This is a genomic window from Rhodococcus sp. 14-2483-1-1 (assembly GCF_002259335.1).
GTDB lineage: Bacteria > Actinomycetota > Actinomycetes > Mycobacteriales > Mycobacteriaceae > Rhodococcoides.
Genome location: NZ_NPFX01000014.1, coordinates 199,650 through 225,545, shown reverse-complemented (window position 1 = coordinate 225,545; position 25,896 = coordinate 199,650). Strand labels below are relative to the sequence as shown.

Here is a 25,896-nt window from a genome sequence, read left to right as displayed (position 1 = left end):
CAGGGCTAGCATTTCGACCATGAACGTCGAAGTGACCCTGCTGCCGGGAATCGGGGTGCGGAAAGATTTCGCCCTCGCTTCCGGGCGTCGCATAGGCGTCATCACCCGCAAGGACGGCGCGAACGAGTTGATCGTCTCGCGCAAGGACGACCCCGATGCGACGCAGGCATCGATCACGCTGAGCAATGAGGAAGCGGCGGCCCTGGGCAATCTGCTCGGGTCGCCGCAACTCATCGCTCAGCTCGGGGAAGAGCATCGTGACCTCCCCGGAATCAACACTCGCCAACTTCCCATTCGCGCGAATTCGCGGTTCGTCAGCCGCACACTCGGTGACACCGCGATGCGCACCAAAACCGGGGTGTCGGTCGTTGCTGTCATGCGCGCCGGCCAGGTACAGCCCTCCCCCACCCCCGACTTCACACTGGCCGCCGGTGACCTGCTGGTCGCCGTCGGTACCGCGGACGGACTGGACGCAGCAGCCAAGTTACTCGGCAATGCCTGAGATCAGTCGGGGCTGAGCAGTGGCCGAGAGCGCCCTTGCCCTCACCGAGCTGGGCGCAGTGTTCTTCGTTCTCGGACTTCTCGCCCGTCTCGCGGGACGTATCGGTGTCTCCCCCATCCCCTTCTATCTGCTCGGCGGTCTCGCATTCGGCAACGGCGGCATCATCGACCTCGGCGGCATCGGCGAGTTCAGTGAGATCGCCAGCGAAATCGGCGTCATCCTGTTGCTGCTTCTGCTCGGACTCGAATACACCGCCGCCGAACTCGTCACCGGACTCCGCCGATCCTGGATGGCTGGACTGGTGGACATCGCACTGAACTTCGCGCCGGGTGCAGTGGCCGCGCTGCTCCTCGGCTGGGGCGGGGTCGGAGCGCTCGTGCTGGGCGGCGTCACCTACATCTCGTCGTCGGGCATCATCGCGAAAGTGCTCACCGATCTGGGCCGACTCGGAAACCGCGAAACGCCGGTCGTGCTGTCGATCCTGGTGTTCGAGGACCTGGCGATGGCCATCTACCTGCCGATCCTCACCGCGGTACTGAGCGGAGTGAGTTTCCTCGGCGGTCTGGAAGCCCTCGGAATCTCACTGTTGGTCATCACCTTCGTGCTCGTGGTCGCGCTGCGCTACGGCAGGTTCGTCTCCGCCATCGTCGACAGCCCCGACCGCGAGGTGGTCCTGCTCAAAGTCCTCGGATCGGCATTGCTGGTAGCAGGCGTCGCGTCGGAACTGCAGGTCTCCGCGGCTGTCGGTGCGTTCCTGCTGGGAATCGCGATTTCCGGATCGACGGCCGACAACGCCACCCGCATTCTCGAACCGCTCCGCGACCTGTTCGCGGCGATGTTCTTCGTGGTGTTCGGGCTCGGTACCGACCCCGCAACCATCCCACCGGTGCTCGGCTGGGCCGTCGTGCTCGCGGTCACGACGACAGCCACCAAGGTCGCTACCGGCTGGTGGGCGGCGGGGCGTCAGGGAATCGGGAGACCGGGCCGACTACGCGCCGGTGCGGCTTTGGTGGCGCGCGGAGAGTTCTCCATCGTCATCGCCGGATTGGCCGTCGCCGCAGGCGCGGTCGAAGGCGAACTGGCAGCCCTGGCGACGGCATACGTGCTGCTGATGGCCATTCTGGGACCGATCGCCGCCCGCGTCGTCGAACCGGTCGCGCGGGTAGTACTACGCACCAAGCCCGCGGTGTGATTGGCTTTTCGACATGGCAGAGAAGCGGACGGCTCTGAGGCGACGGCCGCAGTTGTCCGAGGAAGTCGCAAGCCACGTCCGGCATCGCGTGATGTCCGGTGAAGTGAGCCCGGGCGACTTCATCCGACTCGACGAGACCGCCGCCGAACTCGGGGTCAGCGTCACCCCGGTCCGCGAGGCCCTGCTGACCTTGCGAGGTGAGGGCATCGTCGAGCTCGTCCCACACCGCGGGTACAAGGTGTCACCGCTGACGCCGAACGACATCGTCGACATCTTCTGGTTGCAGGGACGGATCGCCGTCGAATTGGTGCGGCGCGCCGCACCCAAAATCACCGAGACCGAGCTGGATCAGCTCGCTGAACTCACCGCAGCGCTGTCGACTGCCGTCGAGAACGGCCGGGTCGAGGACGTCGAGAACATCGAATTCGAGTTCCATCGTGTGCTGAACCGTCTGGCCGACTCGTCCAAGCTGGCGTGGTTCCTCAACAACGCCACCCGATACACCCCCACCCGCCTGTACGCGACCGACCGCGAGTGGGGACGAGCAGCAGTGCGCAACCACGAGGAGCTCATCGAGGCACTGGTTCGAAACGACATCGACGCCGCCTGCGAATTGATGAAGCAACAATTCACAGACGGCGCCGAGAGGTTGATCGCGCACCGCGGGTGAGCGCTACGCGCAGGTGAGCGGAACCTCGTAGTGGCTACGAGGTTCCGCTCACATGGGTCAGCGCAGCGACGCGGGAACCTGGAAGCGATCGCCGTACTTCTTCGCCAATTCGTCTGCACGAGTGACGAATCCGGCCTGACCACCCGGGTAGCCGACGACGTACTGGTGCACGCCGCCTGTCCAGGCCGGGAAGCCGATGCCGAAGATCGAGCCGATGTTGGCGTCGGCGGTGGTGTTCAGCACACCCTCGTCGAAGCACTTCTGCGTCTCGATGGCCTCGATGAACAGCATGCGCTCCTTGAGGTCCTCGAACGGGATGTCCGCCGAACCCGACTTGAACGCATCACGCAGTCCGGGCCACAGTCCGGTGCGCTTGCCGTCCTCGTACTCGTAGAAGCCCGCACCCTTGGCCTTCGACGGACGCTCGAACTCGTCGACCATCTTGTCGATGACTGCACCGGCCGGATCCTCGGGAGGGGTCTGACCCGCGGCGATGAGCGCGTCGTAGGTCTCCTTGCGAATCTTCTGCATCAGGTTGAGCGTGAGCTCGTCCGAGAGCTGCAGCGGCGCAGCCGGGTAGCCGGCCTGCAGACCTGCCTGCTCGATGGTCGACGGCTCGACGCCCTCGCCCAGCATCGCGATGGCCTCGTTGATGAACGTGCCGATGACCCGCGAGGTGAAGAAGCCGCGACTGTCGTTGACGACGATCGGGGTCTTCTTGATGAGCTGCACCAGGTCGAATGCCTTGGCCAAGGCTGCATCCGACGTCTTCTCGCCACGAATGATCTCCACCAGCGGCATCTTGTCCACGGGGGAGAAGAAGTGGATTCCGATGAAGTCTTCCTGACGCTTGATGCCCTGAGCGAGGCTCGTGATGGGCAGCGTCGAGGTGTTGGAACCGAGCAGCGCCGTCGGATCGACGAGGTCCTCGATCTCCTGGAACACCTTCTGCTTCAACTCTTCCGACTCGAACACGGCCTCGATGACGAGGTCGGCTCCCTCGACGTCCTTGGCATCGGCCGTCGGGTGGATACGCGCGAGCAGTGCGTCGGACTTCTCCTGGGTGGTCTTGCCACGCGAGAGTGCCTTGGCCTCGATGGCCTCGGAGTAGGCCTTGCCCTTCTGCGCCGACTCGAGGGCAACGTCCTTGAGCACCACGTCGATTCCGGCCTTGGCGCACACGTACGCGATGCCCGCGCCCATCATGCCTGCGCCGAGAACCGCGACCTTGGTGAAGGTGGTCTTCTCGATGCCGTCGGGACGGGACTTGCCTGCGTTGATCGCCTGCAGGTCGAAGAAGAACGCCTGAATCATGTTCTTGGACACCAGACCGGTGACCAACTCGGTGAAGTAACGCGACTCGATGGTGCACGCGTTGTCGAAATCGACCTGCGCACCTTCGACGGCGGCGGCGAGAATCGCACGCGGAGCCGGCATCGGTGCGCCCTTGATCTGCTTGCGCAGGTTGGACGGGAACGCAGGCAGGATCTGCGCGAGCTTCGGATTCGACGGCGTGCCGCCGGGGATCTTGTAGCCCTTGACGTCCCACGGTGCGACGCCACCCTCGGGGTTGGCCTTGATCCAGGCCTTGGCGGTGGGCACCAATTCGTCGATGCTGCCGACCAATTCGTGAATGAGACCGATCTCGAGAGCCTTTGCCGGACGGAACCGGGTGCCCTGGGCGAGGACGGTCATGAAGCCGGTCTGGATGCCGAGGAGTCGCGTGATGCGGGCAACGCCACCGCCACCGGGCAGCAGTCCCAGCGAGACCTCGGGCAGACCGATCTGGACACCGGGAACGTCGGCCGCGATGCGGTGATGCGTCGCGAGGGCGATCTCGAGTCCGCCGCCGAGTGCAGCGCCGTTGATGGCGGACACGACGGGCTTGCCGAGCTTCTCGATGCGACGCAGCTGGCTCTTGACTTCCTGGACCTCGTCGAACACCCGCTGGGCGTCCTCGGGTTGAGCGGCGATGAGGGTGTGCAGATCGCCGCCTGCGAAGAACGTCTTCTTGGCGGAGGTGAGCACGACGCCGGTGATGGAGTCGACCTCGGCCTCGAGGCGGTCGACGGTCGCTCCCATCGAATCCTTGTACAGCTGGTTCATCGTGTTGGCGCCCTGGTTGGGGTCGTCCATCGTCAGAACGACGATACCGTCGGCGTCCTGGTCCCACTGAATCATGTTGTCAGACATCGTAATACCTCAGACTCGCTCGATGATGGTGGCGACGCCCATGCCGCCGCCGATGCACAGGGTGATCAACGCGTATCGACCGCCGCGGCGCTCGAGCTCGTCGAGCACGGTGCCGGTGATCATCGCTCCGGTTGCTCCCAACGGGTGACCCATGGCGATGGCACCGCCGTTGACGTTCAGCTTCTCGTTCGGGATCTTCAGATCCTTCTGGAAACGCAGCACCACGGAGGCGAACGCCTCGTTGAGCTCGAAGAGATCGATGTCGTCGACGGTCAGGCCTGCGGTTGCGAGAACCTTCTTCGACGCCGGGGTCGGCCCGGTCAGCATGATGGTCGTATCGGCACCACTGGTCGCGGTCGCAACGATGCGGGCGCGCGGAACCAGGTTCAGGTCCTTACCGGCCTGCTCGCTACCGACGAGGACGAGAGCCGCGCCGTCGACGATGCCGGAGCTGTTGCCGCCGGTGTGGACGTGCTCGATCTTCTCGATCCAGTGGTACTTCTGCAGCGCGACGTCGTCGAACCCGCCCATGGCCGCGATACCCGTGAAGGCCGGGTTCAGCTTGCCGAGCGAGTCCACGGTGCTGCCCGGACGCATGTGCTCGTCCTGATCGAGGATCAGCAGGCCATTCTGGTCGGTGACCGGAACGACGGATTTCGCGAAGTAACCACCCGACCATGCTGCAGCGGCACGTTCCTGGGACTGCACGGCGTACGCGTCGACGTCCTCGCGGGTGAAGCCCTCGATGGTGGCGATGAGATCGGCACCGATGCCCTGCGGGGCGAAGTAGGTGTCGTAGTTGGTGACGGGGTCCATGGCCCACGCGCCACCGTCACTGCCCATCGGCACGCGCGACATCGACTCGACGCCGCCGGCGATGACCAGTTCGTCCCAGCCCGAACGCACCTTCTGCGCGGCCAGGTTGACCGCTTCGAGGCCGGACGCGCAGAAGCGGTTGAGCTGAAAGCCGCCGACGGTGTCGGGCATCTTCGCAGCGAGCACAGCCGTACGAGCGATGTCGGCACCCTGATCTCCGACGGGTGAGACCACTCCGAGAATGAGGTCGGAGATCCGGTTCTCGTCCATGTCCGGGAAACGTCGACGAAGCTCGTCGATCAGGCCGGTCACCAGGGAAATGGGCTTCACCGAATGCAGGGAGCCGTTCTTTCCCTTACCTCGGGGAGTCCTGATGGCCTCGTAAATGAATGCCTCTGTAGTCACAGCGCGCAGTTCCTTCCAGATACTCGATCTTCTCGCGGCCGCCGTCGCGGCCGACCGCATCGGTGCGAGGCCATGGCAGACCTCAGCTCATGCCACAGTAGGGCCGCGAGAAGACCCGGCGTAAGGACCGAAACGAGCGTTGTAGATGACCCGACGCTCCGGTTCAGGTTTGAACGACCTGTGCGTGGGACACTCCGAGAGATCAGATTTACCGAGCGTGGAAGAAGACCGACCATGGAAACCGACAACGAATTGACCGTGGGTTCGCGCGTCAAGGTACACATTCGCACCCCCGGCACCGACGAGAACGCCGGCCAGGAAGCCTACGAATCGGGCGCGATCGTCGAGGATTTCGGCGTTCAGGCAGCCGACGCCACGTCACGAGAGTGGGCAGTGGCCAGGCGCTGGGCCGTGGCATTGGACAGCGGGCGACTCGTGTTCGCCGACAACGAGGATCTCACCGTCGGCTGAATCGGCTGTCTGTCAGGTCTCCTTGAGCGGTACCGCTCCCAATTCACTGACCAACAGCTCCATCGCCACCGTTTCCGGGTCGCGGCGAACCGTCGGATCCGCAGGCTCGGCCGCAGCCTTGAGCAGTTCTTCCTCGTCCTCCGGCGTCTCCGGTGGCGGTGGGCCTACCGGCTCCGGCTCGTCGGGATAATCCGGTGCCTCGGGCATCGGTATGTCGGCGTCGCCGGTCGATCCGTCGCCCGCTGATCCGAAACCGTCCGACGTGGGACGGGAAGCCCCTGCCTGGCTCGGCCTCGAGAACTTCGGCAGCGACGCGGGTTTCGCTGCCGGTTCATCTTTTTTTGCTGATGCCGCTTCCGGTGGGGCCGCTGCCCCGACCAGACACACCACCGACCACTCGACCCCGAACACATCACGCAGGGCGTCGCGAATGACGTCGGCGTTGCGCGGTTCCTCCAGCCGTTTGGCCAGCGGTGCCGAATCGTGGCCGAGCGTGATGGTGCCGTTCTCGACGGTGCGCACCGAAGCGCCGGAGAGCATGACCTCGACGGTCCTGCTCCGGTCTCGCACCTTGGTGCGTACCTCGGACCACACCGCGCGCACCGCAGCCGCGTCGGGCTCGTTCGACGCAGCAGCAGGAGCCGCCACAGGTTCGGGTTCCGGCTCGAATACGGGTTCCGGTTCGGGGCCGTAGTCGTCCTCCGGTTCCGGGGGAAAGTCCTCGTGCGGCACGGAGGCAGCTGGGCTCTCGGTCTGCTGCGCTGCAACGGAATCCGACGGCGTCGAATCGGGGTCGGGTGCTGCTGTCGGCTCTGGTTCCGCGACGGGCTCCGGTTCCGCGACGGGCTCGGGGGTCGGAGACGGCTCGGGCGTCGCGACAGGTTCCGGAGTCGGAGCGGCGGGCACCGGTTCCACAACGGGCTCGGGTGCCACAGCAGGCGTGGGGGTAGGAGCCGCCGGCGGTGGTGTCGGTGGTGGTGTCGGTGCCGGCGCGGGTGTCGCTTCGGCAGCCGAGGGCCGTTGGGACGGTCGCTGGAACTTGCTCGGCGGGGCTGAACTGGGCGGGGTGACACTCGATGGTGCCGAGCTCGACTGCGCCGAATCGAACGCGGACGGCTGCTCGGCGGCGTGCACCTGCGGTCGCGTCGCATCGGCCGCTGCTTGCGCGACGGCTGCCTGCTCCCCTGCCGGCAGGGTGACATCGAGTCGACGTTCCACACGCTCGAGTCGTTGCAGCACAGCCGATTCCGCGTCGGAGGCCGAGGGCAGCAGCATCCGGGCACACATCACTTCGAGAAGCAGACGCGGCGCAGTGGCACCGCGCATCTCACCGAGGCCCGAGTGCACGATTTCGGCATAGCGGGTCAGCGTCGCCGAACCGAGCAGATCCGCCTCGTCACGGAGTCGTTCGAGGACGTCGCCCGGCACGTCGACCAGCCCGCGCTCACCGGCGTCGGGCACGGCCTTCATCAGGATCAGATCTCGCAGCCGATCGAGGAGATCGACGGCGAAGCGGCGCGGGTCGTGGCCCGCGTCCATCACCTTGTCGACGGTGCCGAACAGTGCGCCGCCGTCGCCCGCAGCCAATGCGTCGACGGCCTCGTCGATGAGTGCGACGTCGGTGACGCCGAGCAGCGACAGAGCCCGTGGGTACGTGACGCCCTCGGGCCCCGCTCCGGCCAGCAACTGATCCATGACGCTGAGCGAGTCACGGGGCGAGCCGCCGCCTGCGCGGATGACCAACGGATAGACCGCATCCTCGACCGGGACCTGTTCCTGGCCGCAGATCTTCTCCAGCAGAACGCGCATCGTCGACGGCGCGAGCAACCGGAAGGGGTAATGGTGGGTACGCGAGCGGATGGTGGGGAGCACCTTCTCGGGCTCGGTGGTCGCGAAGATGAAGACCAGATGCTCCGGCGGCTCCTCGACGACCTTGAGCAGCGCGTTGAAGCCCGCCGGGGTCACCATGTGGGCCTCGTCGATGATGAAGATGACGTAGCGCGATTCGGCCGGGGCGTAGACCGCTTTGTCGCGCAGATCTCGGGCATCGTCGACGCCACCGTGGCTGGCCGCGTCCATCTCGACGACGTCGAAGTTGCCGGGGCCACCGGGTGCGAGTGCAACGCAGGAGTTGCACACTCCGCACGGCGTCGACGTCGGCCCTTCCGCGCAGTTCAGCGATCGGGCGAGGATGCGCGCCGAGGAGGTCTTTCCGCAGCCACGCGGGCCGGAGAAGAGGTAGGCGTGGTTGATTCTGTTGCTGTCCAACGCCACGCTGATCGGCTCGGTGACGTGCTCCTGGCCGACGACTTCGGCGAACGTCGCGGGACGGTACTTCCGGTAGAGGGCCACGCCCGAAAGGGTACCGGCGACCACGGACACAGTTGCACCGCGCGTCACCGTGGGCCGGTGGAGACCGCTCTGATGTTCATGATTGCGAAGCTCTCCCTGGTACCGGTGGAATCGGAGAGCGCGAACAGCCAGTTGCCGTCTTGCAGGGCATCCGAGATCGCGTGCCGCACGATGGCACCCTTGGAGTTCTGGTAGTCGATGGAGACAGGCGTGCCCCGAGCTGCGGCATCGGTCAACACATCGAGCTCCCTCGGCAGCAATCGGCTGTGATGTTGCAGCGACGCCCGCACTCGGGCCTCGTCGACGCGGCCCGAGTCGCCGGTGCGCAACAGCCGTGCCAGCTCCCGTGGATCGTGTCGACGCGGTGCAGGGTGGCCGGCCTGATGCGTTGTCCTATCGGTCGCCGCGCGCACCCGAGGTGCGCTGTCGAGTTCGAGCTGCCCGGTATCGGAGTGCCGCACCGGGGAGTATCCGTGCCTGCGAAGGACGGCGATCGTGTCTATCGGTGTTGCCGAACTGACCAGGACCGTGGGCGCGAGCCGATGGAACTCGAGCACCGCCAGCGCCTCGTCTTCCTCGATGGTGGTGAGCAGTACGACGTCCTCGGAGACGATGGCGCAGGGAATCCTGCGCACGGCGAGCGCGCCGTAGGTGCGCCAACAATCCTTGATCGTGTACGCCAGCGCTTGGGGGACGTCGCCCTCGGCCATCCCGGTCAAGGCCTCGATCAGCTCGTCGCCGGAGCCGCCGGTGTCGAAGAAGCTGCGGATGGTCGCCGGAGTGAACCGCCAGACCGACGCCACTTCCCTCGATTCCGGCTGCGCGGCCGCGCCGAGTATCGACGCCACCTCGGTGCTCGGTGGTCCGGTGACCACTGCTGTCGAATCGGGCAGCAACCGCACCGAGAACGGCACCCGGTCGGCCATGTCCTGCAGCTGCTCGGTCAGAGCCGCGGCGATCTGACGGCGATCACCGTCTCGGCCGACGGGAAACTCCGCGAGGATGCCGCACAGATCGGTCGGTGCACCGCCGGCCAGCACCCCGAGTCGAGTGGCCTCGGTCCAGAGCGCACGCACATGACCTGCCCCGGCGCTCGTCGAGACGACAGGGATGTGCCAGTCGAGGTAGCAGGCGAATTCGTCCTGGCCGGACAGCACGGTCGTCCGAGCGTCGGGACCGGCGTGTCGCAGGAGAGCCGTCAGTGCCGTCGCGCGCAGGTCTGCCGCCGCAGGATCGTCGAGCATCTTCTTGAGCACCGGCACGGTCTTCTGCGAGGCTCGCGGTACCCGATGGGTGGGCGTGAACGGTGAACACCACCAGGCAGCCAGCAACGCGGCCGCCTGCTCTGCTCGCGTGCTCGTCGACCACGTTTCGTACGCCGAGGTCAAAGCGACGCCGGTCTTTCCTCGTTCAGCGATCAATCCGGCCTCGCGCGCCAGCATCAGCATCAGCGCGGTGTCGTGCTCGTCGGCAAATCCCAGGCGCGTCGTCAGCGAACGGAGCTCTTTAGCGCTGACACCACCGGTCTTCATCATCGTCAGGCCGTCTGTATCGACGGCCGTCAGCAGCGCCTGTGTGTGCTCACAGAACTGCAGCAGCGCAATGGAACGTGCGCGCCGTACGTCGTCCTGCGAGAGCACGCTCGCGGCAGAACTCGGCGGACCGAGTTCGATGGGCAAGCGCCAGCCCTGCCCTCGCAGCGCGATGCTCACCTCCAGCGGCATCTCGACGCGATGCCCGTCCAGTCGATACAGCAACCCCCGTTCGAAAGCGGCAGCACCTGCGGTCGGCGGCACATCGAAGATCAGCGACACCGGATTGCCATCGACGAAGCGAGACAACATCTCTCGCATCTCGACCGGGCCGTCGTCGTACAGGGCGCGGATTCGTTCGGGGGTCATCGCGGCTGCGACGGCGTCCGCGCGTGCAGCCCGGTCCAGCGAAGGGTCGACGCCAACACGGGTCAGCACGGCCAACCGATCCTGTTCGACGGCGCAGCGCAGGAACAACTTTCGCTGCCGCAGAGCCAGTCCGAACGGATGCGAGAACACCCCGGACAGATCGACGGGACAGAATTCGACCGTGTCCGAGCCTTCCGAAGTGTGCGGCCGGATCAGACCGTAGGACATCAGCTCGGCCAGTGCGGCTTCGATGTCCGGCGTGTGGTTCGCCGTTCCCTCGCAGACCCAGTGACCGACCTCGGCTCGAGTGAGATCGCCCATGAGGGCGAACAATTCGAGCAGATCCAGCGCACCCCGGTCGAGCTTTCGGGGCAGGGCCGCCACCCGCCACGGCGAGCCGAGCAACTGTGCGAGCAATCCGAACGAGCGCGGTGGCGGGTCGGTGACCACATCCGGTCGACGGCGGAGCAGACCGGTCAGCTCGTCCTCGCCGAGCGACGCCAGCCACCCCTCGTACGTTCCGATACCCTCGGTCATTTCTTCCCCCCGGTGAAAGTTCTGCCGAAGGTACCGCCGGGCACCGACAGACTTACTTCTTCTTGGCTGCCGCTTTCGCTGCCTTCTTGAATTCGCGCACCTCGAGCAGCGACTTCTCGTCCACTACGTCGGCGATGGATCGACGCGCATCCTCGTCGCCGTACGCTCCGGCGGCCTTTCGCCACCCGTCGGGCGTGACGCCCATCTGCTTGCCGAGCAGCGCGAGGAAGATGCGTGCCTTCTGATCGCCGTATCCGGGGAGCGCCTTGAGACGCTTCAGCACCTCGGCACCGTCGGGGTTCTCGCGGGTCCAGATCTCCTGCGGTGTGCCGTCGTAGTTCTCGACCAGAAACGCTGCGAGCCCCTGGATGCGCTTGGCCATCGAGCCGGGGAACCGATGCACGGCCGGGGTCTGCGCGCACAATGCAGCGAATTCGTCCGGATCGGCGTCGGCGACGGTGTCGACTTTCAGATCACCGAGACGGTCGACGAGCTTCTTCGGGCCGGCGAACGCCGATTCCATCGGCACCTGCTGATCCAGCAGCATGCCGATCAACAGCGCGAATGGATCCTCGGCGAGCAGTGCATCGGCCTCAGGATCGCCGACGAGGTGCAGAGTGCGAGACATGGCTCCGATCCTGCCATGCACCGTCCACGCCGGATGACGATTCCCCGGGGAGGCGTCCAGTGCGACGGGATCAGGGTGGTCATTGCACCGAGTCTGCGAAAAGACAGACGGAAGCCGAACCCATACAGGCCGGCGGACACGTCGCGCGCTCACGACCTCGCACGGCATTCGCGTAGTCCGAGAAGCGCCGTTCTCACTACGACGACAGCCAATGCAACCACCGCGCAGGTCAAGGCTGGATACACGATCATCGTCGTTCCCCAGCCGGTGTGCTCGACGATCACTGTGCCGGTATCGGAGTCGCGGCCGACGCATTCTCGACCGAGAGGCCACCACGTCTGCCGGTCCTTTACTGGAAAGGGCACCACCTCGTAATCCGGTGGACGATAACCGAAATGCTCAGGAAAGGCTTCGCGACAACCTGATTGGTTTGCCCACCGATGGCTGAACACCCAACTGGTCAGGAAAGCAACGCCGAGGGGGAGCCACACCAGCGCGACGGCGGCCCTGCAAAGGCCGTCACCTGAACGAACTGCCGAAATCGATACCACCACCACGAACATGAATCCGGCAATGTAGATCACGATTTTCAGTCGACCGAACCGGCGACTGCCAACGCGATTGCCTGCAGTAGGGGCCGGTCCACAGTGGTTGCCAATGCTGCGATCTGCACGTCCACCCGGGTCCCCGACGGTTTGACCAACGTGACCTCCTCGATCGGGTCTCCGTCGAGAGTCATTGTGCTCGAACCCGGGTTGTCGTCACGAAATTGTGAACCGTCCGCCAATGTCACTGCACGACCGGGGTTCTCGGACGGCTCGTAGTCCGCGTCGATCACTCTGATCAAGAGGGTGCCGTCGCCTGCCTTCACGGCTCCGCACGCTCCAGCCGAGCCTGAGGGAGAGGTTCGCATCGAGCCGAGAGGTCTGTCGAGTTCTACTGGAATCTCGGCCGCTTGCCAGAAGTCGTCCAGTGAAGCATTGACGCGATCGACGGTCCGAGACGAGAACTGCCCTGTGCCCTCGGAATTGGTGTCACACGAAATCGGGAGCGGCAGTATTCCATCCGGAACTGGTGTGGACGAGAGCAATTCCGGCCGCAACGCTATCGTGCGCAACTCCTCGATCGACAGTGGCACGGAACCGGTGGACTCGTAATCGGCGTTCCGGTCCGACGACGACGCTACGACGACTGAACCGTCGCGCGCATACATGCGCACGATATTGGACTGTGAGCGGTCCCCGTCGAATTCATCCCAGGTGTCCCGGGTGTCGACGACGGTTCCGTCGGGGAGTGTTTCGCGAGCATCGAGCCATCCGGCCTGGCATGGCTTCGGTCCATCTGCGACACGGGTGACGTTGACGGTCAGCGAACCTTCGACACCGTTGCGGACGAGAACACTGTCCGCCGATGTGCCCGGGTCGTACGCTGCGTCCGCACTGGCTACGGGTTGAAAGACCAGCGGATCACCGCCGGACCGGAGCGACGAGCCGGCCACGACCTCGACCTGAGGGGGAAGGGCCTCGCGCACTGCGATCGACATCGCATTCGCTTTTCTCGACGTCAGCCAGGGGTAGCCGGGATTGTCGTAGTCCTCCTCGCCTGTGGTCAGCACTCCGTAGAACTGCTCTTCCTCGGGCGGTTCCACGGACTCGCACCCAGGAATATCGACGGGGTATTCGACAGGCTCACTGAGATAGCCCGATCCCGACTGCCCCATCGGTTGGTGGGTGAGACCCGCGGCAACGACACCGACAGTTACGACAACGCCGACGAACACCCCATCGGTCCGCACACCACCACGTCGCACAGAGACTCGCACGGCCGCAGCCTAACGCGGCTCCGACTCGACCCGATCAGGAGCGACCCAGTCAGGTAATCGAGACCAGCTGGGTGATGTCGTCGAAGGGCAAGGGGCCGTCGACGACGGCTCCGACGACGGCGCTGTTGAGGATGATCGATCCGCCGTGGTTGTCCAGGAACGCGGTATCGGCTGCGTCCCGTCCGGTGGCGATGCGGACCAAGGTCGATCGCGGCGCGAGGCAGGTCGCGTCCACCACTCGCCATTGGCCTTCGACGAATGCTTCGGCGACCGCGTGGAAGTCCATCGGATCGCAGCCCGGCGCGTACACCGCTACCAGGCGAGCAGGGACGTTGACCGCACGAAGCAAGGCCACCACGAGGTGGGTGTAATCGCGGCACACTCCGGCACCGGCGAGGAGAGTGTCCACAGCGCCGTCGATGGGGTCGCTGCTGCCCGGGACGTAGCTCAGCCGCGCCCCGACCCAGGACGAGACCTCGGCGAGCAACTTCTCCGACGGCGGGTAGGAACCGAATTCGGTTGCTGCGAAGCCGAAGAACTTGTCTGCTTCGGAGTAGCGGCTGGGACGCAGGTACAGCGAGAGATCGTAATCGGAGACCGGGGCCGGCTCGGTGTTGCCGTAGATGGTTGCCGAGTACGAAGCCTCGAGCTTCCCGACTCCGGCGTACAGCTTGTGGATACGGGTGCCGTGCGCGCCGCTGATCTCCTGCGCTTCGACCGGTTGACCGTCGAGTGTGAACGACAGAGCTTCCCACACTTCGGTTCCTGGATGCGGTGCGATCGCGATCTGGAACTCGAGGGTGCTGGCCTCGGTCACGTCGACATCGAGGTACGCGGAGACGTCACGTTTCATCGTGCCGATCCTGCCATCTCCGAGCCGTTCGCGCAGATCATGACTCGTCGGTGAGACGTTCGCCCGTCACCAGGAATATGACTCTCTTGGCGACCTCGACCGTGTGATCGGAATAGCGCTCGTAGAACCGGCCGAGCAACGTGATGTCCACTGCGGCAGGCACGCCGTGCGGCCAATCGGGTGCGGAGGTCAACATGAACAGGCTGCGATGCAGTGCGTCCATTTCCTCGTCCTGAATGCGCAGACTTGCGGCGAGTTTGGCGTCTCTGGTATCCAGCACGCGTTGTGTGGCCTCGGCCTGCGCGACGGCAACTCGACCCATTTGCTCGAACACACCCTCGACTTCGGGCGGCAGTACGTGCGCGGGATGGCGGCGACGAGCCAGTTCGGCAATATGCACTGCAAGGCCGCCCATTCGCTGCAGATCGGCGACGATGTTGATGCCGGAGACGACTCGGCGTAGGTCGTGAGCAACGGGTGCCTGCAAGGCGAGGAAGCCGAACGCTCCGTGCTCCCATTCGACCGCGAGTGTGTCGATCTCATCGCGGTATTCGATGGTCTGTTCGGCGAGGACGATGTCTGCCGTCAGCAATGCCCGGGTGGCGTCCTCCATTGCCTTCTCGGCAATTCTCGACATTTCGGACAGGTCCGACGCCAAAGTGTCGAGCGCCTCCGTGTAACTGTCCCTCATGTACTACTCACCCCTACCGAATCAGCCCTCGACGCGGGGCCTGTAGGCCTGTACCCCCAAACGCATCCTTCTACACCGGGTCGGTGCCGTGGGAGCCTTTGTTGCATGAACATTGTGAAGTCGGTCATGTTGTTCGCGGTAGCCGCCCTGTTCGAGATCGGCGGGGCATGGCTGGTGTGGCAGGGAATTCGCGAGCATCGAGGATGGCTGTGGGCCGGAGCCGGGGTGATCGCCCTCGGCGCCTACGGCTTTGTCGCAACCTTGCAACCCGACGCCAACTTCGGCCGCATCCTCGCCGCGTACGGCGGAGTGTTCGTGGCTGGGTCGCTGCTCTGGTCCATGGTGCTCGACGGCTTTCGGCCCGACCGCTGGGACATCACCGGCGCGTCGATCGCCTTGATCGGTGTCGCGGTGATCATGTACGGCCCGCGCTGACTCGCGCGGGCCGTACTTCAGCAGATCAGCAGTTCGACGGTGCAGGCACTCCGTAGAACCGATCCTTGATCCAATTCTGCGCCTCGCCGAGGCCCAAGATATCTGGAATGAGGTGTCCTGCACCGGATCCCGGAACAATTGCCGGAACCTGCGCGGAGCTCAGCTGCACGGTGGCACCCTTGCCGCACCAGTCACCGGCAAGACCGACTGCCTGTCCGTGAGGCACGATGTCGTCGGACGTACCGGACTGGATCAGCACCGGAGCATTCGGCGTACGTTCACCGATCTTGTTCTTGGCCAGGATCTCCTGAGCGACGGGCAACCTGTCCAGCACCACCGACAGCGGCTCGCCGGTCTTGGTGTACTCGTTGGTGCGGTGCAGCCCGACGTTCAGAATCGTTTCTCCCACACACTGATTCGCCACCAAGTTCAGCATGGCCTTGCCTGCGTCGTTGATGTTCTCGTCGACGATCGGCCGCAGACCGGGGTCGGAATTGAGCAGACCGTTGAGGGTGTAGCCGATGACGCCCGTGAGGATGGTGCCGTCCACCTGCTCGAGAGTGGCCTTCAGATCCGCCGGCGGTGCGCCTGCGTAGGTGCCGACGAGGTTCATCTCGGGTGCGTAGTCATCCGCGAGTTCCGCTGCGGCAGCGGCTGCGCCACCACCCTGCGAGTAGCCGTACGCGGCCACCGGACCGTCCCCGGAGATCTTGGTGCCCTGCAATTTCTGGGCCGCGCGGGCCGCGTCGAGCACAGCGTGCGCCTCCGAGGCGCGGTTGACGTACGTGTGCGCACCGGGCGTACCGAGGCCCTCGTAGTCGGTGATGACGACGCCATAGCCCTGGGACAGCAGCGAGTACGCCGCGAGCACCTCGTACTCGACCATGAAGCCGAGCGGCGGGGTGTAGGTGATGACGTTGTTGAGCATCTTCGACGGCGCGCACTGATCGCCCTGACCCTGAGTTCCCGGGGCGAGTACCACCAACGGACGCGGACCCGGGCCGGTCCATTCCGCGGCAGGATCGATGTAGGTGCCGGTGACGGCGTTGGGCGCATCGTTGGAGTCGGTGCTGCGGTACATGATTCGAGTAGCGGCACCGGGAAGCGGGCCGCCGATCCCGGGGACCGACAGAGCGAGATGCGAAGGCTCCGAACGGATCACGTCACCCGGCGAACCTGTGGGCAGCGGGCTCGGCGGTACGTAGAAATCGGATTCGACCGTGGAACCCGTGGACGGAGCAGCCGACGCAGTCGGTGCCGTCACCCCGATGATTACTGCCGCTACTGCGACAGCCGAACCGAACACGCGCTTGTACCGCACCCTGGAAACCCCCAACGTCGATCACTTGTCTTCAAGTGAGCGCTACCCCGTGTAGCACTTATCGTGACGCACCTTACGTGATGCGTCACACAACGCATAGGGCTAGTTTGGATTCCTCACCGTCAGCGTCGTCGCCGATGCATCGCGGCTTTGGCCACGTCGACTTCCTCGCTGGTGAACGGGCGGCCTGGCAACGTCGATCGCGGGACGCCGTCACCGCGCAGACCGTCGAGCAACACGGTGAAGTAGCGACGCCAGTTGGCGGCATCGACAGCGCTGGAGAACTCGACGGTCGCGCCGATCATGCCGAGCACCGGATAGAAGTCGTTGACCGCGACGTCCGGCCGCAGCTGCCCTGATGCCAGTGCCCGATCGACGATCTTCTCGAAGAACGGATCGATGCGCGACCGAACCTGCGCGATGCCGCGGCAGCCCTCGTCCGTGCCGAGAACGACGTCGCCGAGACCACGGTCCGCCGACATTCCCTCACAGACCTGGGCCAGGAACTGCACCAGCCCTTCCCATGGATCCTTCGCCTCCAGCGCCCGCTTTGCGGTTGCGAGCATGTCTTCGAGGCGTTGCTCGAATACACCGTCGATCAGTTCTTCCTTGCACGAGAAGCGTCTGTACACGGTTCCGACGCCCACCTTGGCGTGCGCAGCGACGTCGTCGAGCGTGATGTCGATGCCATGTGAGGCGAACAGCTCACGGGCCGCATCCACGATGCGACGTCGATTGCGTTCGGCATCTGCCCGTAGGGGCTTCGATGCCGTTGTGTCCGCTCTCACACTCATTCGATGTCCGTTTCACCCGATAAGCGGAGGACATTCCTCCACTTAGCTGCTACCTTTGCCCTACAACCGGAGGGTACACCTCCGCATAGTCGAACCGAGGACACTATGACCACCATTTCATCGGAGAACGTGGGCGACGCCACGTCGACCACTTCGCCGGTCGACGAGCGCGCGCATCGGAATCGTTGGCTGATTCTCGCGACGCTCGGACTGGCCCAGCTCATGGTCGTGCTCGACGCGACCATCGTGAACATCGCACTCCCCGCCGCCCAGCTCGACCTGGGCTTCGACAACGCCGACCGCTCCTGGGTCGTCACCGCGTATGCACTCGCGTTCGGCAGCCTGCTACTGCTCGGAGGCCGGCTCAGCGACCTGTTCGGACGGCGCAACACCTTCCTCATCGGACTCGTCGGCTTCGCGCTGATGTCGGCCGTGGGCGGCGCAGCCGTCAACTTCGGCATGCTCGTCGCTGCCCGCGCCGGTCAGGGCCTCTTCGGCGCTCTTCTCGCGCCTGCGGCTCTGTCACTGCTGGCCACCACCTTCACCGATACCAAGGAACGCGCCAAGGCATTCGGCATCTTCGGTGCCATCGCCGGCGGCGGCGGCGCACTCGGCCTGCTGCTCGGCGGCATGCTCACCGAATGGGCCAACTGGCGCTGGAGCCTGTACGTCAACCTGATCTTCGCCGCGCTCGCATTCGTCGGCGGCTTCCTGTTCCTGGCCAAGCACAAGGTCGACGTCCGACCCAAGCTCGACATCCCCGGCACGATCGCCGTCTCGGCCGCGCTGTTCTCGATCGTCTACGGCTTCGCCCACGCGGAGTCCGACGGCTGGGGCAACTCGGTCACCCTCGGATTCCTCGCCGCAGGTGTCGTCCTGCTCGCGGTGTTCGTGACCATCCAGATGCGCGTCGAGCACCCGTTGCTGCCGTTGCGGATTGTACTTAACCGCACTCGTGCGGGATCGTTCCTCGCTGTATTCGTCACCGGCGCAGGCATGTTCGCGGTGTTCCTGTTCTTGACGTACTACCTGCAGAACACCCTGAAGTACACACCCATCACCACCGGGTTCGCATTCATGCCGATGATCGCGTCGCTGATTCTCACGGCGACACTGTCCACGGCACTGATCCTCCCCCGCTTCGGACCCCGCATCCTGATGACGACCGGCCTGGTCGTGGCTTCCGTCGGAATGGGACTGCTGACGCAGATCGACATCGACAGCAGCTACGTCACGCACATCCTGCCCGGCCTGGTCATCATGGGCCTCGGACTCGGAGCCACCATGGCACCGGCCATGCAGGGCGCGATTTCGGGCGTCGACCCGGACGACTCCGGCGTCGCGTCGGCCACGGTGAACACGATGCAGCAGGTGGGCGGCTCGATCGGCACGGCGCTGCTGAGCACCGTCGCCGCCAACGCGGCCACCAGTTACGTCAGCACCAACATGGCAACGGCAACCGATGCGGCTCTGCTGCAGGCCAATGCCGAGATCGCCAGCTACACCACCACGTTCTGGTGGGCGTCGGGAATCTTCCTGCTCGGCGCAGTGCTGTCGGCCACGCTCCTGAAGAAGGGACCGTTGCCCACCGCTCCCGAAGGTGCGGTAGTCGTCGGTCACTGAGCGGCTTCGCCGCATGTGAGCGGAACCTCGTAGCCTGCTACGAGGTTCCGCTCACGTGCGTTCAGCTTTCGAGCAGCTTTTCCGTCGCGGCCAGCAACACGCAGGTCGCGACGCCGTCCATCGACTTCTCCAGCTCACCGAGCGAGGGGAAGCTCGGGGCGAGGCGAATGTTCTTGTCTTCCGGATCTTTTCCGTACGGGAAGGCCGAGCCGGCGGCCGTCAACGCAATTCCGGCGTCCTTGGCCAGCGCGATCGAGCGAGCGGCCGTGCCCTCGAGCACGTCGAGGCTGATGAAGTAACCGCCCTTGGGTTCGGTCCACGAGGCGATCTTCGACGCCCCGAGCCGATCTTCGAGGATCTGCTGCACCAGGGCGAACTTGGGCTTCAGGATCTCGCGATGCTTGGCCATGTGAGCCCGCACCCCCTCGGCGTCGCCGAAGAAACGCAGATGCCGAAGCTGGTTGAGCTTGTCCGGACCGATGCTCTTCTTGCCGAGGTGCTTCTGATACCAGGCGAGGTTCTCCTCGGAGCTACCGAAGAAGCTGACGCCCGCACCGGCGAACGTGACTTTCGACGTCGAGGCGAACACGAATGCACGATTGGGGAAACCTGCCTCGGCTGCCATCCCGATGACGTCGTAGGACGGCGCGAACTCCTCGGTCAGCGGGTGCACCGCGTAGGCGTTGTCCCAGAACAGACGGAAGTCGGACGCTGCAGCGGGCATGGTGGCCAGCGCGCGAACGATTTCCTCCGAGTACACGGCACCCGTGGGATTGGCGTAGTTCGGCACCACCCACATGCCCTTGATCTGCGGATCCGACGCCACCAGAGTGGCGATCTCGTGCACGTCCGGGCCGTCGGGCCCCATCGGAACCGGGATCATCTCGATGCCGAAGCTCTCGGTGATCGCGAAATGTCGGTCGTAACCGGGAGCCGGGCAGAGGAAGCGAACGTTGGGCTCGGCCGACCACGCGCGCGGGGAATCCGGTAGTCCGTGCAGCAGTGCCCAGACCACCAGGTCCTGCATGATCTCGAGGCTGGCGTTGTTACCGGCCACCAGGTTCTTCACCGGGATGCCGAGCAGTTCGCCGAAGATGGCACGCAATTCCGGCAGACCCGCGAGGCCGCCGTAGTTGCGGCAATCGGTGCCGTTGCCGTCCTTGAAATCCGCGCCGGGAAGCGTCAGCAGATCGGCAGCGAGATCGAGCTGCTCGGGTGACGGCTTGCCGCGGGTGAGATCCAGCTTCAGATTCTCGGCCTTGAGCTGCGTGTACTTCGCGCTCTGCCGCTCGTGCTCGGAGGCGAGCTCCTCATGGTTCATCAGACCCAACTGGGTTTGCGCTGGCATGCGGAGCGGCCTCTCGGTGACTGGGTTCCCCGGACAGTGTTGATGTCACTGAAATAAAGGGGACCCCGCGCACCCGGCAGAGCCCATTGACCCTTGCTGCCTTCCGGCCCTGGGGGAGTTCACAGGATGCGCGCCGCGCGGGATCCGTTAGGAAGTGTAGCCGTCCCCGAGATGAGAACGCATCACCACCCTTCGCGCCTCCCGATTTGGGAGATGGTGGGGGTAACCGGGTAAGCTCCCCCACGGAGGATTCGCCTAGTGGCCTATGGCGCTCGCCTGGAACGCGGGTTGGGTTAACGCCCTCAGGGGTTCAAATCCCCTATCCTCCGCCAGAGAAGCCCCCGTGACATGTCACGGGGGCTTCTTGCCGTTGAGAGGTGTCGCACCCCTGACCTTGACGTCTCAGCGTACGCCGCACGAACAGCGGCTACCGCCTCCAGAGCACACTCACTGTTCGCTTCGAGCCTGTGATGTCGAGGAGGAAGCTCTGGCGACCGTGCGATACCTCGACGGCCAAGGGATGCGCATTGGAGAATCAAGGGCGTTTGAATCGTGTTCGCCTTCACCTGAACTCTGAAGCAGACGCCGGCGCTAAGCACGTTGCCCTCAAGCAATCGTCAACTTCGCGTTGCCTACACGGCCAGCGATAGGGCTATTGAGTCGACCTCAAACTTGGACAGAACGTACACTGGGCGTCTCGAAACCGACAATGAATGCGTAGCGCACCTAGAACCGTTAAAACGCCGGAACCCACGCCTCGCGTTGGATTTCACCCTGCTGCTTGCGGAACCGGACAACTCGTTGGGAGTTCAATCTCTCGTATGCGCTCGACAGGGAAAGCCAAAATCCCTGTCGCAGAGTTTATTTCGATCAAACCCGACTTTGGACCTGCGGACAATCCACATACAGTTAGTCCGTCTAATGTTTCCACGCTCATCAGCCGCTCCGCGTCGTCGATTGGCGTGAAGGCCATGACTGCAAATCCAGCCAGGTAAAGCGGGAGAACTCCAAGTGCAAGAAGGCGGCTAATGAAGAGCTTGGTTCGAGCAGACTCCGCCTCAGTAGCGGAAAGAGTTCTGAGTTCTGGTCCCGTAAGCACCACACGCGAAACCTTGCCTGCGCCCGCCGATGCCGCGAGTCCGACAGAAATCACCGCGAGGATCAGGCCTGCACCGATCAAGCCTGCCGACCAGATCCTTGGAATGGTGCCCGAAAGACTGGCAAGCCCATCAGGAGCAGCAATGGCAGACGCAGACGACAGCAACCCGGTGACCGCCAACATCACTGTCGCCCATTGGCTCGCTGCACGACGGATCGATTCTAAGCCAACGTAACGCAGGCGTTCTGCCTCGCGTTGCCAGGTAGCGTCCGATGGAATTGCCCCCTGCGCCGATGGTCTCACTGTGAATGGCGCATTGCCTGACGTCATGGTGCACCGACCGTGACTCGCGCCATTGCTCCGCACCCCTGAAGGCCCTCTGGCTGGCCGGGGTGTGCCTCGCTGCAGCTACAGATGACGACGTGGTCAACTGGACTGGCCTCCAGCTGGGCGTTACCACCCATCCCGGTAACCCCGGCCCCTGGGACTACATCAGACTTGGTGAGCGGTAGCTCGGCGGTAAACGTATGGTCGCATCGTGTGCACTTCCCCGTTAGGAGCACGTAGGTCGCGGTCGTTTCTTGCGCGAACTCTGAAGCAACAGCGTCTGCCAGTTTGCCGTCATCTGTCGATGCATACGATACGAGATCTAACATTGCCCTCCTCAGCCTCGGTGACGATACCATCGAACAAGGACGCTAATCGCTTGCTGGGAACGGAGGTCTCGTGGCTACAGCCGAGCACGTCAGACGGCTAATGGACGACCACGGGAAAGGGAACATGCCCTCCTTCAGACGAGCAGTTCAGCAAAGTGTGTCTGATGCTCGGAGTCAGGGCCAGGACACGCTGGCTTTTGAACTGGAAACCCTGGCGAGCCGTGCGGCGAAGCCTGACCCGCTAGGCGTCTCAAGCCTGAGACCGTTGCCCACGGGGCGAGACGACATACCGCTCGTCAGCGTGCGCTCCCCAGTTCACAGACTCAACGATCTGGTTCTTCGCAGCGACCAGGATCAACTACTGGAGGAAATACTTCGCGAACATCGCCACAAAGAACTGTTGCTTTCGCGGGGCTTGTACCCCAGACGACGCCTCTTGCTTACAGGCCCAAGCGGTACCGGAAAGTCGAAGACTGCCGAGGCTCTTGCGTTTGAACTTGGGTTACCATTGCTCGTGGTGAAGCTTTCGGCTGTGGTGTCATCATATCTCGGAGAGACTTCACGCAACCTGGACCGTGTTATGGACTATGCCGACTCTGGCTCATGGGTGCTGCTATTCGATGAGATAGATATGCTGGGTGCCGATCGCGCCCGGGATGACCACGGGGAAATGCGCCGCATTGTGACGGCACTTCTGCAAACTCTCGAAGAAAGCAGTGGCAGCAACTTGGTTATTGCCACTACGAACTATCCGTCAATGCTGGACACCGCTTTATGGAGACGGTTTGACGAGGTCTGCGGGTACCGCCTTCCCACACAAACTCAGATTGAAAAATTACTCAGCATAAAGTTACGCAAGACCAGAGGGCGAATAAACCGCCGTGAGGTTGCGAGGAGTTTGGCCGGCCTATCTCCTGCAGAAGTTGAGATGGTGTGCAACGACGCAGTTCGCGCTTCCATTCTCGACCTAAGAACGCAGTTGCAAACATCTGACTTGGTGCTTGCGGCTCGGCAACGCCGGGAGCGCTTCGCGCAGAGCGGCAAATTTCTCCGATGACACGGCCCGAAGACTTCAAACATCTCAAGCTCGAAAGAGTATCGGTTCAGGGCCCTAGGCGACCTCAAAAGAATGGATTCGGGGGCTCAGGCAGGAACGCGTCGTCACATTCCTCCGCACTCGCAGATGCCGCTAGGCTTTTAATTACCGCAACTAAGGCGCGGCCACCCGTTCTTGGGATTGATCCTCAACTGGTCATGGTCATCGAAACAGAACCCACGAAAACGGGGGTGGACCAAGAAAGCAGTTGGTCGCGGTCCGGCCTTAGGGTAGTCGACTCTGCAACCGACCATCAGGTGGTGGCCTTCTCCGAGGATGCGGAACTCGGAGCCTTCCTCGATCGACTGAAGCAGTACGGCGAAATGCCGCCGGAAGGACAAAAGAACCACCGCTACGCCTCATTCTTTGACAGCATTTCGGAGATAAGACAATTTGGCCGGGTTGACCGTATTGGCCCCGAACTCGCTCAAGCGCTTCCGTCTGTAACGGATGCGGACAAGTATCTCGCCGATATCGAGGTGTGGTATCACGGCGAATCCGAAACTAGCTTCAGTTGGCTGACCGAAGTATCGGATGCCGTCTCCAGAGGCGGAGGTACGGTTCTTGATCAATTTATTTCTGATACTGCAGGAGTTTCTTTACTCCGAATCGAAGCGACGATCGACATAATCAGCGTTCTTGCGGATCTCGACCTAATCGCTGATATAGAACTCGTTGTCGAGGCCACCTTCGACGTCGCCTCATTTGCGAATCTGGAGGCCGACGACTTAGTCAATGTTCCTCAAGTCGGCAAAGACGCGCCTGTTGTAGGCATCCTGGATTCTGGCGTGATGGCCGGGCATCCCTTACTTGCAGGTAGCGTTCTGGATGCCGTTGCACTATCGGTTGAGTTCTCGTCCGGAAGTGACGAAAACGGCCACGGCACAGCCGTTTCTAGCTTAGTTTCACACGGCCCCCTTGAAGCCGGGCTGGCCTCGGGCGACTGGTCTCCTACAGTGTGCGGTGTACTTTCCGTGAAGATTTTGGACGCAAACAATCAACTCCCTTACAGCAGCTTGCCAGCCAGAGAGATCGACCAGGCAGTGAGATACCTGGCCGCCCGGGCAGTTCGTGTAATAAATCTCAGCATCGGCGACCAAGGTGCCATCTTTGGAGGGCGGCGCGCCGCCCAGCTAGCAGCAGTACTTGACTCGCTGTCGCGTGAACTTCAAATTGTGTTGATCGTTCCTTCAGGGAACATCACCCCAGCCTCATACTATATTCCGTTTGATAGCCAAATTTCCCAACAGTACGCAGGAAAATTAATCGATAGCCCTAATTCAACCATTCTCGACCCAGCACCAGCAGCGCTGGCCCTCACGGTCGGTGCCACTGTTCCACCGCATGGCCCGCTCGCTATCGATCGCCGCGCGCTCGGAGGCAACGGATGGCCTGCGCCGTTTAGCAGGCGCGGACCTGGACTCGGGGGAGCCACGAAGCCGGAATTAACGGCACCTGGAGGCACTCTGACGGTTCAGCTCGGCACGAGCGCACTGCTGCAGGATCCCATCACATCGATCGCTGTTGCAGATGGACGTCCTGGCACAGCGACACTCGTAACCGGCATGTGCGGGACAAGCCTTGCTGCTCCGTTGGTTGCGCGAGTGGCCGCAATTATTGAGGCAGCATATCCATCGACTTCATCCAACTTAATCCGGGCCCTTACGCTTCAAGCAACAACCCCCGCCGAAGCCAATTTCGACGAATCAACAATCACAGGTGAGACTCGAAATGAGCGTTCGCGCCAGTTGCTGGGTTACGGCTCCCTTAAAGAAAGTGCCGCGATAGCAGGCGACGAATTCGATGTAACCTTGATGGCCCAGGATACGATCTCGGTTAATGGGGTACACCTGTACGCAATTCCTATCCCGAACTCGTTCTTTGTATCCGGAAACTCGCTAAGTCGCGGCATTACCGTGACTTTAGCCTTCGACCCCCCTACCCGTGCTCGCAGGCTGGACTACACCGGCAGCAGAATGTCTTTCGAGGTTGTGAGAGGAATTCCGCCTCAGCAGGTTCTGGAATTATTCCTGAAAGATATGGAGGCTGGCGACCAGGGGACCTCACGCGTGACAGACCTAGGTGCGACACAGCGGCTTAGACTTTCCCCGAGTGCCACTCAGCGAAAACTGGGCGCCAACCAGGTGGGGCGATTATCGTGGAAGAGGGCATTGAAGAGATCCGGCGGCGAGGAACTACTGCTCGTTGTTCAGAATATCAATCGGTGGGACTCAACCTTTGCATTGCAGCCATACGCTGTAACCACTCGCCTATGGTCGGCGCCGGCACTGGGACAAATTCGTGACGAAATGCGACTGCGCGTAGATGCTGCTAGAGCACGAGTGTCCGTCGAGATCGAACTCTGAATTTGTGTCGAGCCCACCTTAACGAAACATCAGCCATTCAACTGCCGGTTGGCCCGCCAGTATCGCGTCTAAACCAGTCGATACCGCCGATCCCACTCAGAGAGGCACCCACGGCTGTGCACGTG

The 25,896-nt window shown here is 63.4% G+C and carries 21 protein-coding genes, 1 tRNA gene and 1 other RNA gene; 9 read left to right on the top strand and 14 right to left on the bottom strand.

Annotation, left to right across the window (positions count from 1 at the left end; genetic code table 11):
* Window positions 1–19 precede the first annotated feature (19 nt).
* The 3 genes from CH294_RS12330 to CH294_RS12320 are packed head-to-tail and all read left to right on the top strand — an operon-like array spanning window position 20 to window position 2,364.
* Window positions 20–502: a cation:proton antiporter regulatory subunit gene (locus CH294_RS12330; RefSeq protein WP_027494547.1), complete on the top strand. Its 483-nt coding sequence runs from the start codon at window positions 20–22 to the stop codon at window positions 500–502.
* 19 nt (window positions 503–521) lie between these two features.
* Window positions 522–1,694: a cation:proton antiporter gene (locus CH294_RS12325; RefSeq protein WP_032404541.1), complete on the top strand. Its 1,173-nt coding sequence runs from the start codon at window positions 522–524 to the stop codon at window positions 1,692–1,694.
* 13 nt (window positions 1,695–1,707) lie between these two features.
* Window positions 1,708–2,364 carry a GntR family transcriptional regulator gene (locus tag CH294_RS12320; RefSeq protein ID WP_170944701.1) on the top strand — a complete coding sequence of 219 codons (657 nt, stop codon included), beginning with the start codon at window positions 1,708–1,710 and terminating at the stop codon, window positions 2,362–2,364.
* A 57-nt stretch (window positions 2,365–2,421) separates the two neighbouring features.
* Here the strand turns inward: CH294_RS12320 and CH294_RS12315 are convergent, their stop codons facing one another.
* The gene (locus CH294_RS12315; protein ID WP_037187762.1) at window positions 2,422–4,557 is read right to left on the bottom strand and encodes a 3-hydroxyacyl-CoA dehydrogenase NAD-binding domain-containing protein; all 2,136 of its coding nucleotides are present in this window, start codon (window positions 4,555–4,557) and stop codon (window positions 2,422–2,424) included.
* A gap of 9 nt (window positions 4,558–4,566) precedes the next feature.
* Window positions 4,567–5,778 carry an acetyl-CoA C-acetyltransferase gene (locus CH294_RS12310; protein ID WP_094738107.1) on the bottom strand — a complete coding sequence of 404 codons (1,212 nt, stop codon included), beginning with the start codon at window positions 5,776–5,778 and terminating at the stop codon, window positions 4,567–4,569.
* A gap of 234 nt (window positions 5,779–6,012) precedes the next feature.
* Between CH294_RS12310 and CH294_RS12305 the strand changes: the two genes are divergently transcribed.
* Window positions 6,013–6,249 carry a hypothetical protein gene (locus tag CH294_RS12305; RefSeq protein ID WP_094738106.1) on the top strand — a complete coding sequence of 79 codons (237 nt, stop codon included), beginning with the start codon at window positions 6,013–6,015 and terminating at the stop codon, window positions 6,247–6,249.
* A gap of 12 nt (window positions 6,250–6,261) precedes the next feature.
* Here the strand turns inward: CH294_RS12305 and CH294_RS12300 are convergent, their stop codons facing one another.
* From CH294_RS12300 to phoU, 7 genes are all read right to left on the bottom strand, one after another.
* Window positions 6,262–8,601, bottom strand: coding sequence for a DNA polymerase III subunit gamma and tau (locus CH294_RS12300; RefSeq protein WP_094738390.1), 2,340 nt, complete (start codon window positions 8,599–8,601; stop codon window positions 6,262–6,264).
* 44 nt (window positions 8,602–8,645) lie between these two features.
* Window positions 8,646–11,039 carry a helicase-associated domain-containing protein gene (locus CH294_RS12295; RefSeq protein WP_094738105.1) on the bottom strand — a complete coding sequence of 798 codons (2,394 nt, stop codon included), beginning with the start codon at window positions 11,037–11,039 and terminating at the stop codon, window positions 8,646–8,648.
* Between the two features lie 52 nt (window positions 11,040–11,091).
* The gene (locus tag CH294_RS12290; RefSeq protein WP_094738104.1) at window positions 11,092–11,667 is read right to left on the bottom strand and encodes an HhH-GPD-type base excision DNA repair protein; all 576 of its coding nucleotides are present in this window, start codon (window positions 11,665–11,667) and stop codon (window positions 11,092–11,094) included.
* A gap of 149 nt (window positions 11,668–11,816) precedes the next feature.
* Window positions 11,817–12,230 (bottom strand): hypothetical protein, encoded by a 414-nt coding sequence (locus CH294_RS12285; protein ID WP_141216501.1) that lies wholly within the window; start codon window positions 12,228–12,230, stop codon window positions 11,817–11,819.
* Between the two features lie 26 nt (window positions 12,231–12,256).
* Window positions 12,257–13,489, bottom strand: coding sequence for a hypothetical protein (locus CH294_RS12280; RefSeq protein WP_141216500.1), 1,233 nt, complete (start codon window positions 13,487–13,489; stop codon window positions 12,257–12,259).
* A gap of 49 nt (window positions 13,490–13,538) precedes the next feature.
* Window positions 13,539–14,342 carry a transglutaminase family protein gene (locus CH294_RS12275; RefSeq protein ID WP_052058346.1) on the bottom strand — a complete coding sequence of 268 codons (804 nt, stop codon included), beginning with the start codon at window positions 14,340–14,342 and terminating at the stop codon, window positions 13,539–13,541.
* 37 nt (window positions 14,343–14,379) lie between these two features.
* Complete coding sequence (gene phoU / locus CH294_RS12270) at window positions 14,380–15,033, bottom strand: phosphate signaling complex protein PhoU (protein ID WP_094738101.1); 654 nt, start codon at window positions 15,031–15,033, stop codon at window positions 14,380–14,382.
* 105 nt (window positions 15,034–15,138) lie between these two features.
* On the opposite strand from phoU, the gene CH294_RS12265 reads away from it, so the two are divergent.
* On the top strand, window positions 15,139–15,468 hold the full coding sequence (locus CH294_RS12265) for a YnfA family protein (RefSeq protein WP_094738100.1): 330 nt from the start codon (window positions 15,139–15,141) through the stop codon (window positions 15,466–15,468).
* Window positions 15,469–15,493: 25 nt separating this feature from the next.
* On the opposite strand, the gene CH294_RS12260 is transcribed toward CH294_RS12265, so the two are convergent.
* Both CH294_RS12260 and CH294_RS12255 read right to left on the bottom strand, forming a co-directional pair.
* Complete coding sequence (locus CH294_RS12260; RefSeq protein ID WP_094738099.1) at window positions 15,494–16,789, bottom strand: lipase family protein; 1,296 nt, start codon at window positions 16,787–16,789, stop codon at window positions 15,494–15,496.
* Between the two features lie 122 nt (window positions 16,790–16,911).
* Window positions 16,912–17,583 (bottom strand): TetR/AcrR family transcriptional regulator, encoded by a 672-nt coding sequence (locus tag CH294_RS12255; RefSeq protein ID WP_094703763.1) that lies wholly within the window; start codon window positions 17,581–17,583, stop codon window positions 16,912–16,914.
* Window positions 17,584–17,688: 105 nt separating this feature from the next.
* Here CH294_RS12255 and CH294_RS12250 point away from each other — a divergent pair, with 105 nt between their 5' ends.
* Complete coding sequence (locus CH294_RS12250) at window positions 17,689–19,206, top strand: MFS transporter (protein ID WP_094738098.1); 1,518 nt, start codon at window positions 17,689–17,691, stop codon at window positions 19,204–19,206.
* Between the two features lie 61 nt (window positions 19,207–19,267).
* Here CH294_RS12250 and CH294_RS12245 read toward each other — a convergent pair whose 3' ends face one another.
* Window positions 19,268–20,554: an aminotransferase class I/II-fold pyridoxal phosphate-dependent enzyme gene (locus tag CH294_RS12245; RefSeq protein WP_094738097.1), complete on the bottom strand. Its 1,287-nt coding sequence runs from the start codon at window positions 20,552–20,554 to the stop codon at window positions 19,268–19,270.
* A 54-nt stretch (window positions 20,555–20,608) separates the two neighbouring features.
* An RNA gene (gene ffs / locus CH294_RS12240) (signal recognition particle sRNA small type) lies at window positions 20,609–20,703 on the bottom strand.
* A gap of 95 nt (window positions 20,704–20,798) precedes the next feature.
* Between ffs and CH294_RS12235 the strand changes: the two genes are divergently transcribed.
* Window positions 20,799–20,886, top strand: a tRNA-Ser gene (locus CH294_RS12235).
* A 437-nt stretch (window positions 20,887–21,323) separates the two neighbouring features.
* Here the strand turns inward: CH294_RS12235 and CH294_RS27230 are convergent.
* The gene (locus tag CH294_RS27230; protein ID WP_141216499.1) at window positions 21,324–21,983 is read right to left on the bottom strand and encodes a hypothetical protein; all 660 of its coding nucleotides are present in this window, start codon (window positions 21,981–21,983) and stop codon (window positions 21,324–21,326) included.
* A gap of 396 nt (window positions 21,984–22,379) precedes the next feature.
* On the opposite strand from CH294_RS27230, the gene CH294_RS12225 reads away from it, so the two are divergent.
* Window positions 22,380–23,366, top strand: coding sequence for an ATP-binding protein (locus CH294_RS12225; RefSeq protein WP_141216498.1), 987 nt, complete (start codon window positions 22,380–22,382; stop codon window positions 23,364–23,366).
* Between the two features lie 299 nt (window positions 23,367–23,665).
* Entirely contained in the window at window positions 23,666–25,771 is a 2,106-nt protein-coding gene (locus CH294_RS12220) for a S8 family peptidase (RefSeq protein WP_170944700.1), read from the top strand.
* The last annotated feature ends 125 nt before the right edge of the window (window positions 25,772–25,896 follow it).

Excerpts from the sequence above, each read along its gene's own strand:
- CH294_RS12315 (WP_037187762.1), bottom strand. The coding sequence starts at position 4,557 with ATGTCTGACAACATGATTCAGTGGGACCAGGACGCCGACGGTATCGTC.
- phoU (WP_094738101.1), bottom strand. The coding sequence starts at position 15,033 with ATGAGGGACAGTTACACGGAGGCGCTCGACACTTTGGCGTCGGACCTG.
- CH294_RS12255 (WP_094703763.1), bottom strand. The coding sequence starts at position 17,583 with ATGAGTGTGAGAGCGGACACAACGGCATCGAAGCCCCTACGGGCAGAT.
- CH294_RS12250 (WP_094738098.1), top strand. The coding sequence starts at position 17,689 with ATGACCACCATTTCATCGGAGAACGTGGGCGACGCCACGTCGACCACT.
- CH294_RS12320 (WP_170944701.1), top strand. The coding sequence starts at position 1,708 with ATGGCAGAGAAGCGGACGGCTCTGAGGCGACGGCCGCAGTTGTCCGAG.
- CH294_RS12245 (WP_094738097.1), bottom strand. The coding sequence starts at position 20,554 with ATGCCAGCGCAAACCCAGTTGGGTCTGATGAACCATGAGGAGCTCGCC.
- CH294_RS12290 (WP_094738104.1), bottom strand. The coding sequence starts at position 11,667 with ATGTCTCGCACTCTGCACCTCGTCGGCGATCCTGAGGCCGATGCACTG.
- CH294_RS12330 (WP_027494547.1), top strand. The coding sequence starts at position 20 with ATGAACGTCGAAGTGACCCTGCTGCCGGGAATCGGGGTGCGGAAAGAT.
- CH294_RS12285 (WP_141216501.1), bottom strand. The coding sequence starts at position 12,230 with ATGTTCGTGGTGGTGGTATCGATTTCGGCAGTTCGTTCAGGTGACGGC.
- CH294_RS12295 (WP_094738105.1), bottom strand. The coding sequence starts at position 11,039 with ATGACCGAGGGTATCGGAACGTACGAGGGGTGGCTGGCGTCGCTCGGC.
- CH294_RS12265 (WP_094738100.1), top strand. The coding sequence starts at position 15,139 with ATGAACATTGTGAAGTCGGTCATGTTGTTCGCGGTAGCCGCCCTGTTC.
- CH294_RS12305 (WP_094738106.1), top strand. The coding sequence starts at position 6,013 with ATGGAAACCGACAACGAATTGACCGTGGGTTCGCGCGTCAAGGTACAC.
- CH294_RS12275 (WP_052058346.1), bottom strand. The coding sequence starts at position 14,342 with ATGAAACGTGACGTCTCCGCGTACCTCGATGTCGACGTGACCGAGGCC.
- CH294_RS27230 (WP_141216499.1), bottom strand. The coding sequence starts at position 21,983 with ATGACGTCAGGCAATGCGCCATTCACAGTGAGACCATCGGCGCAGGGG.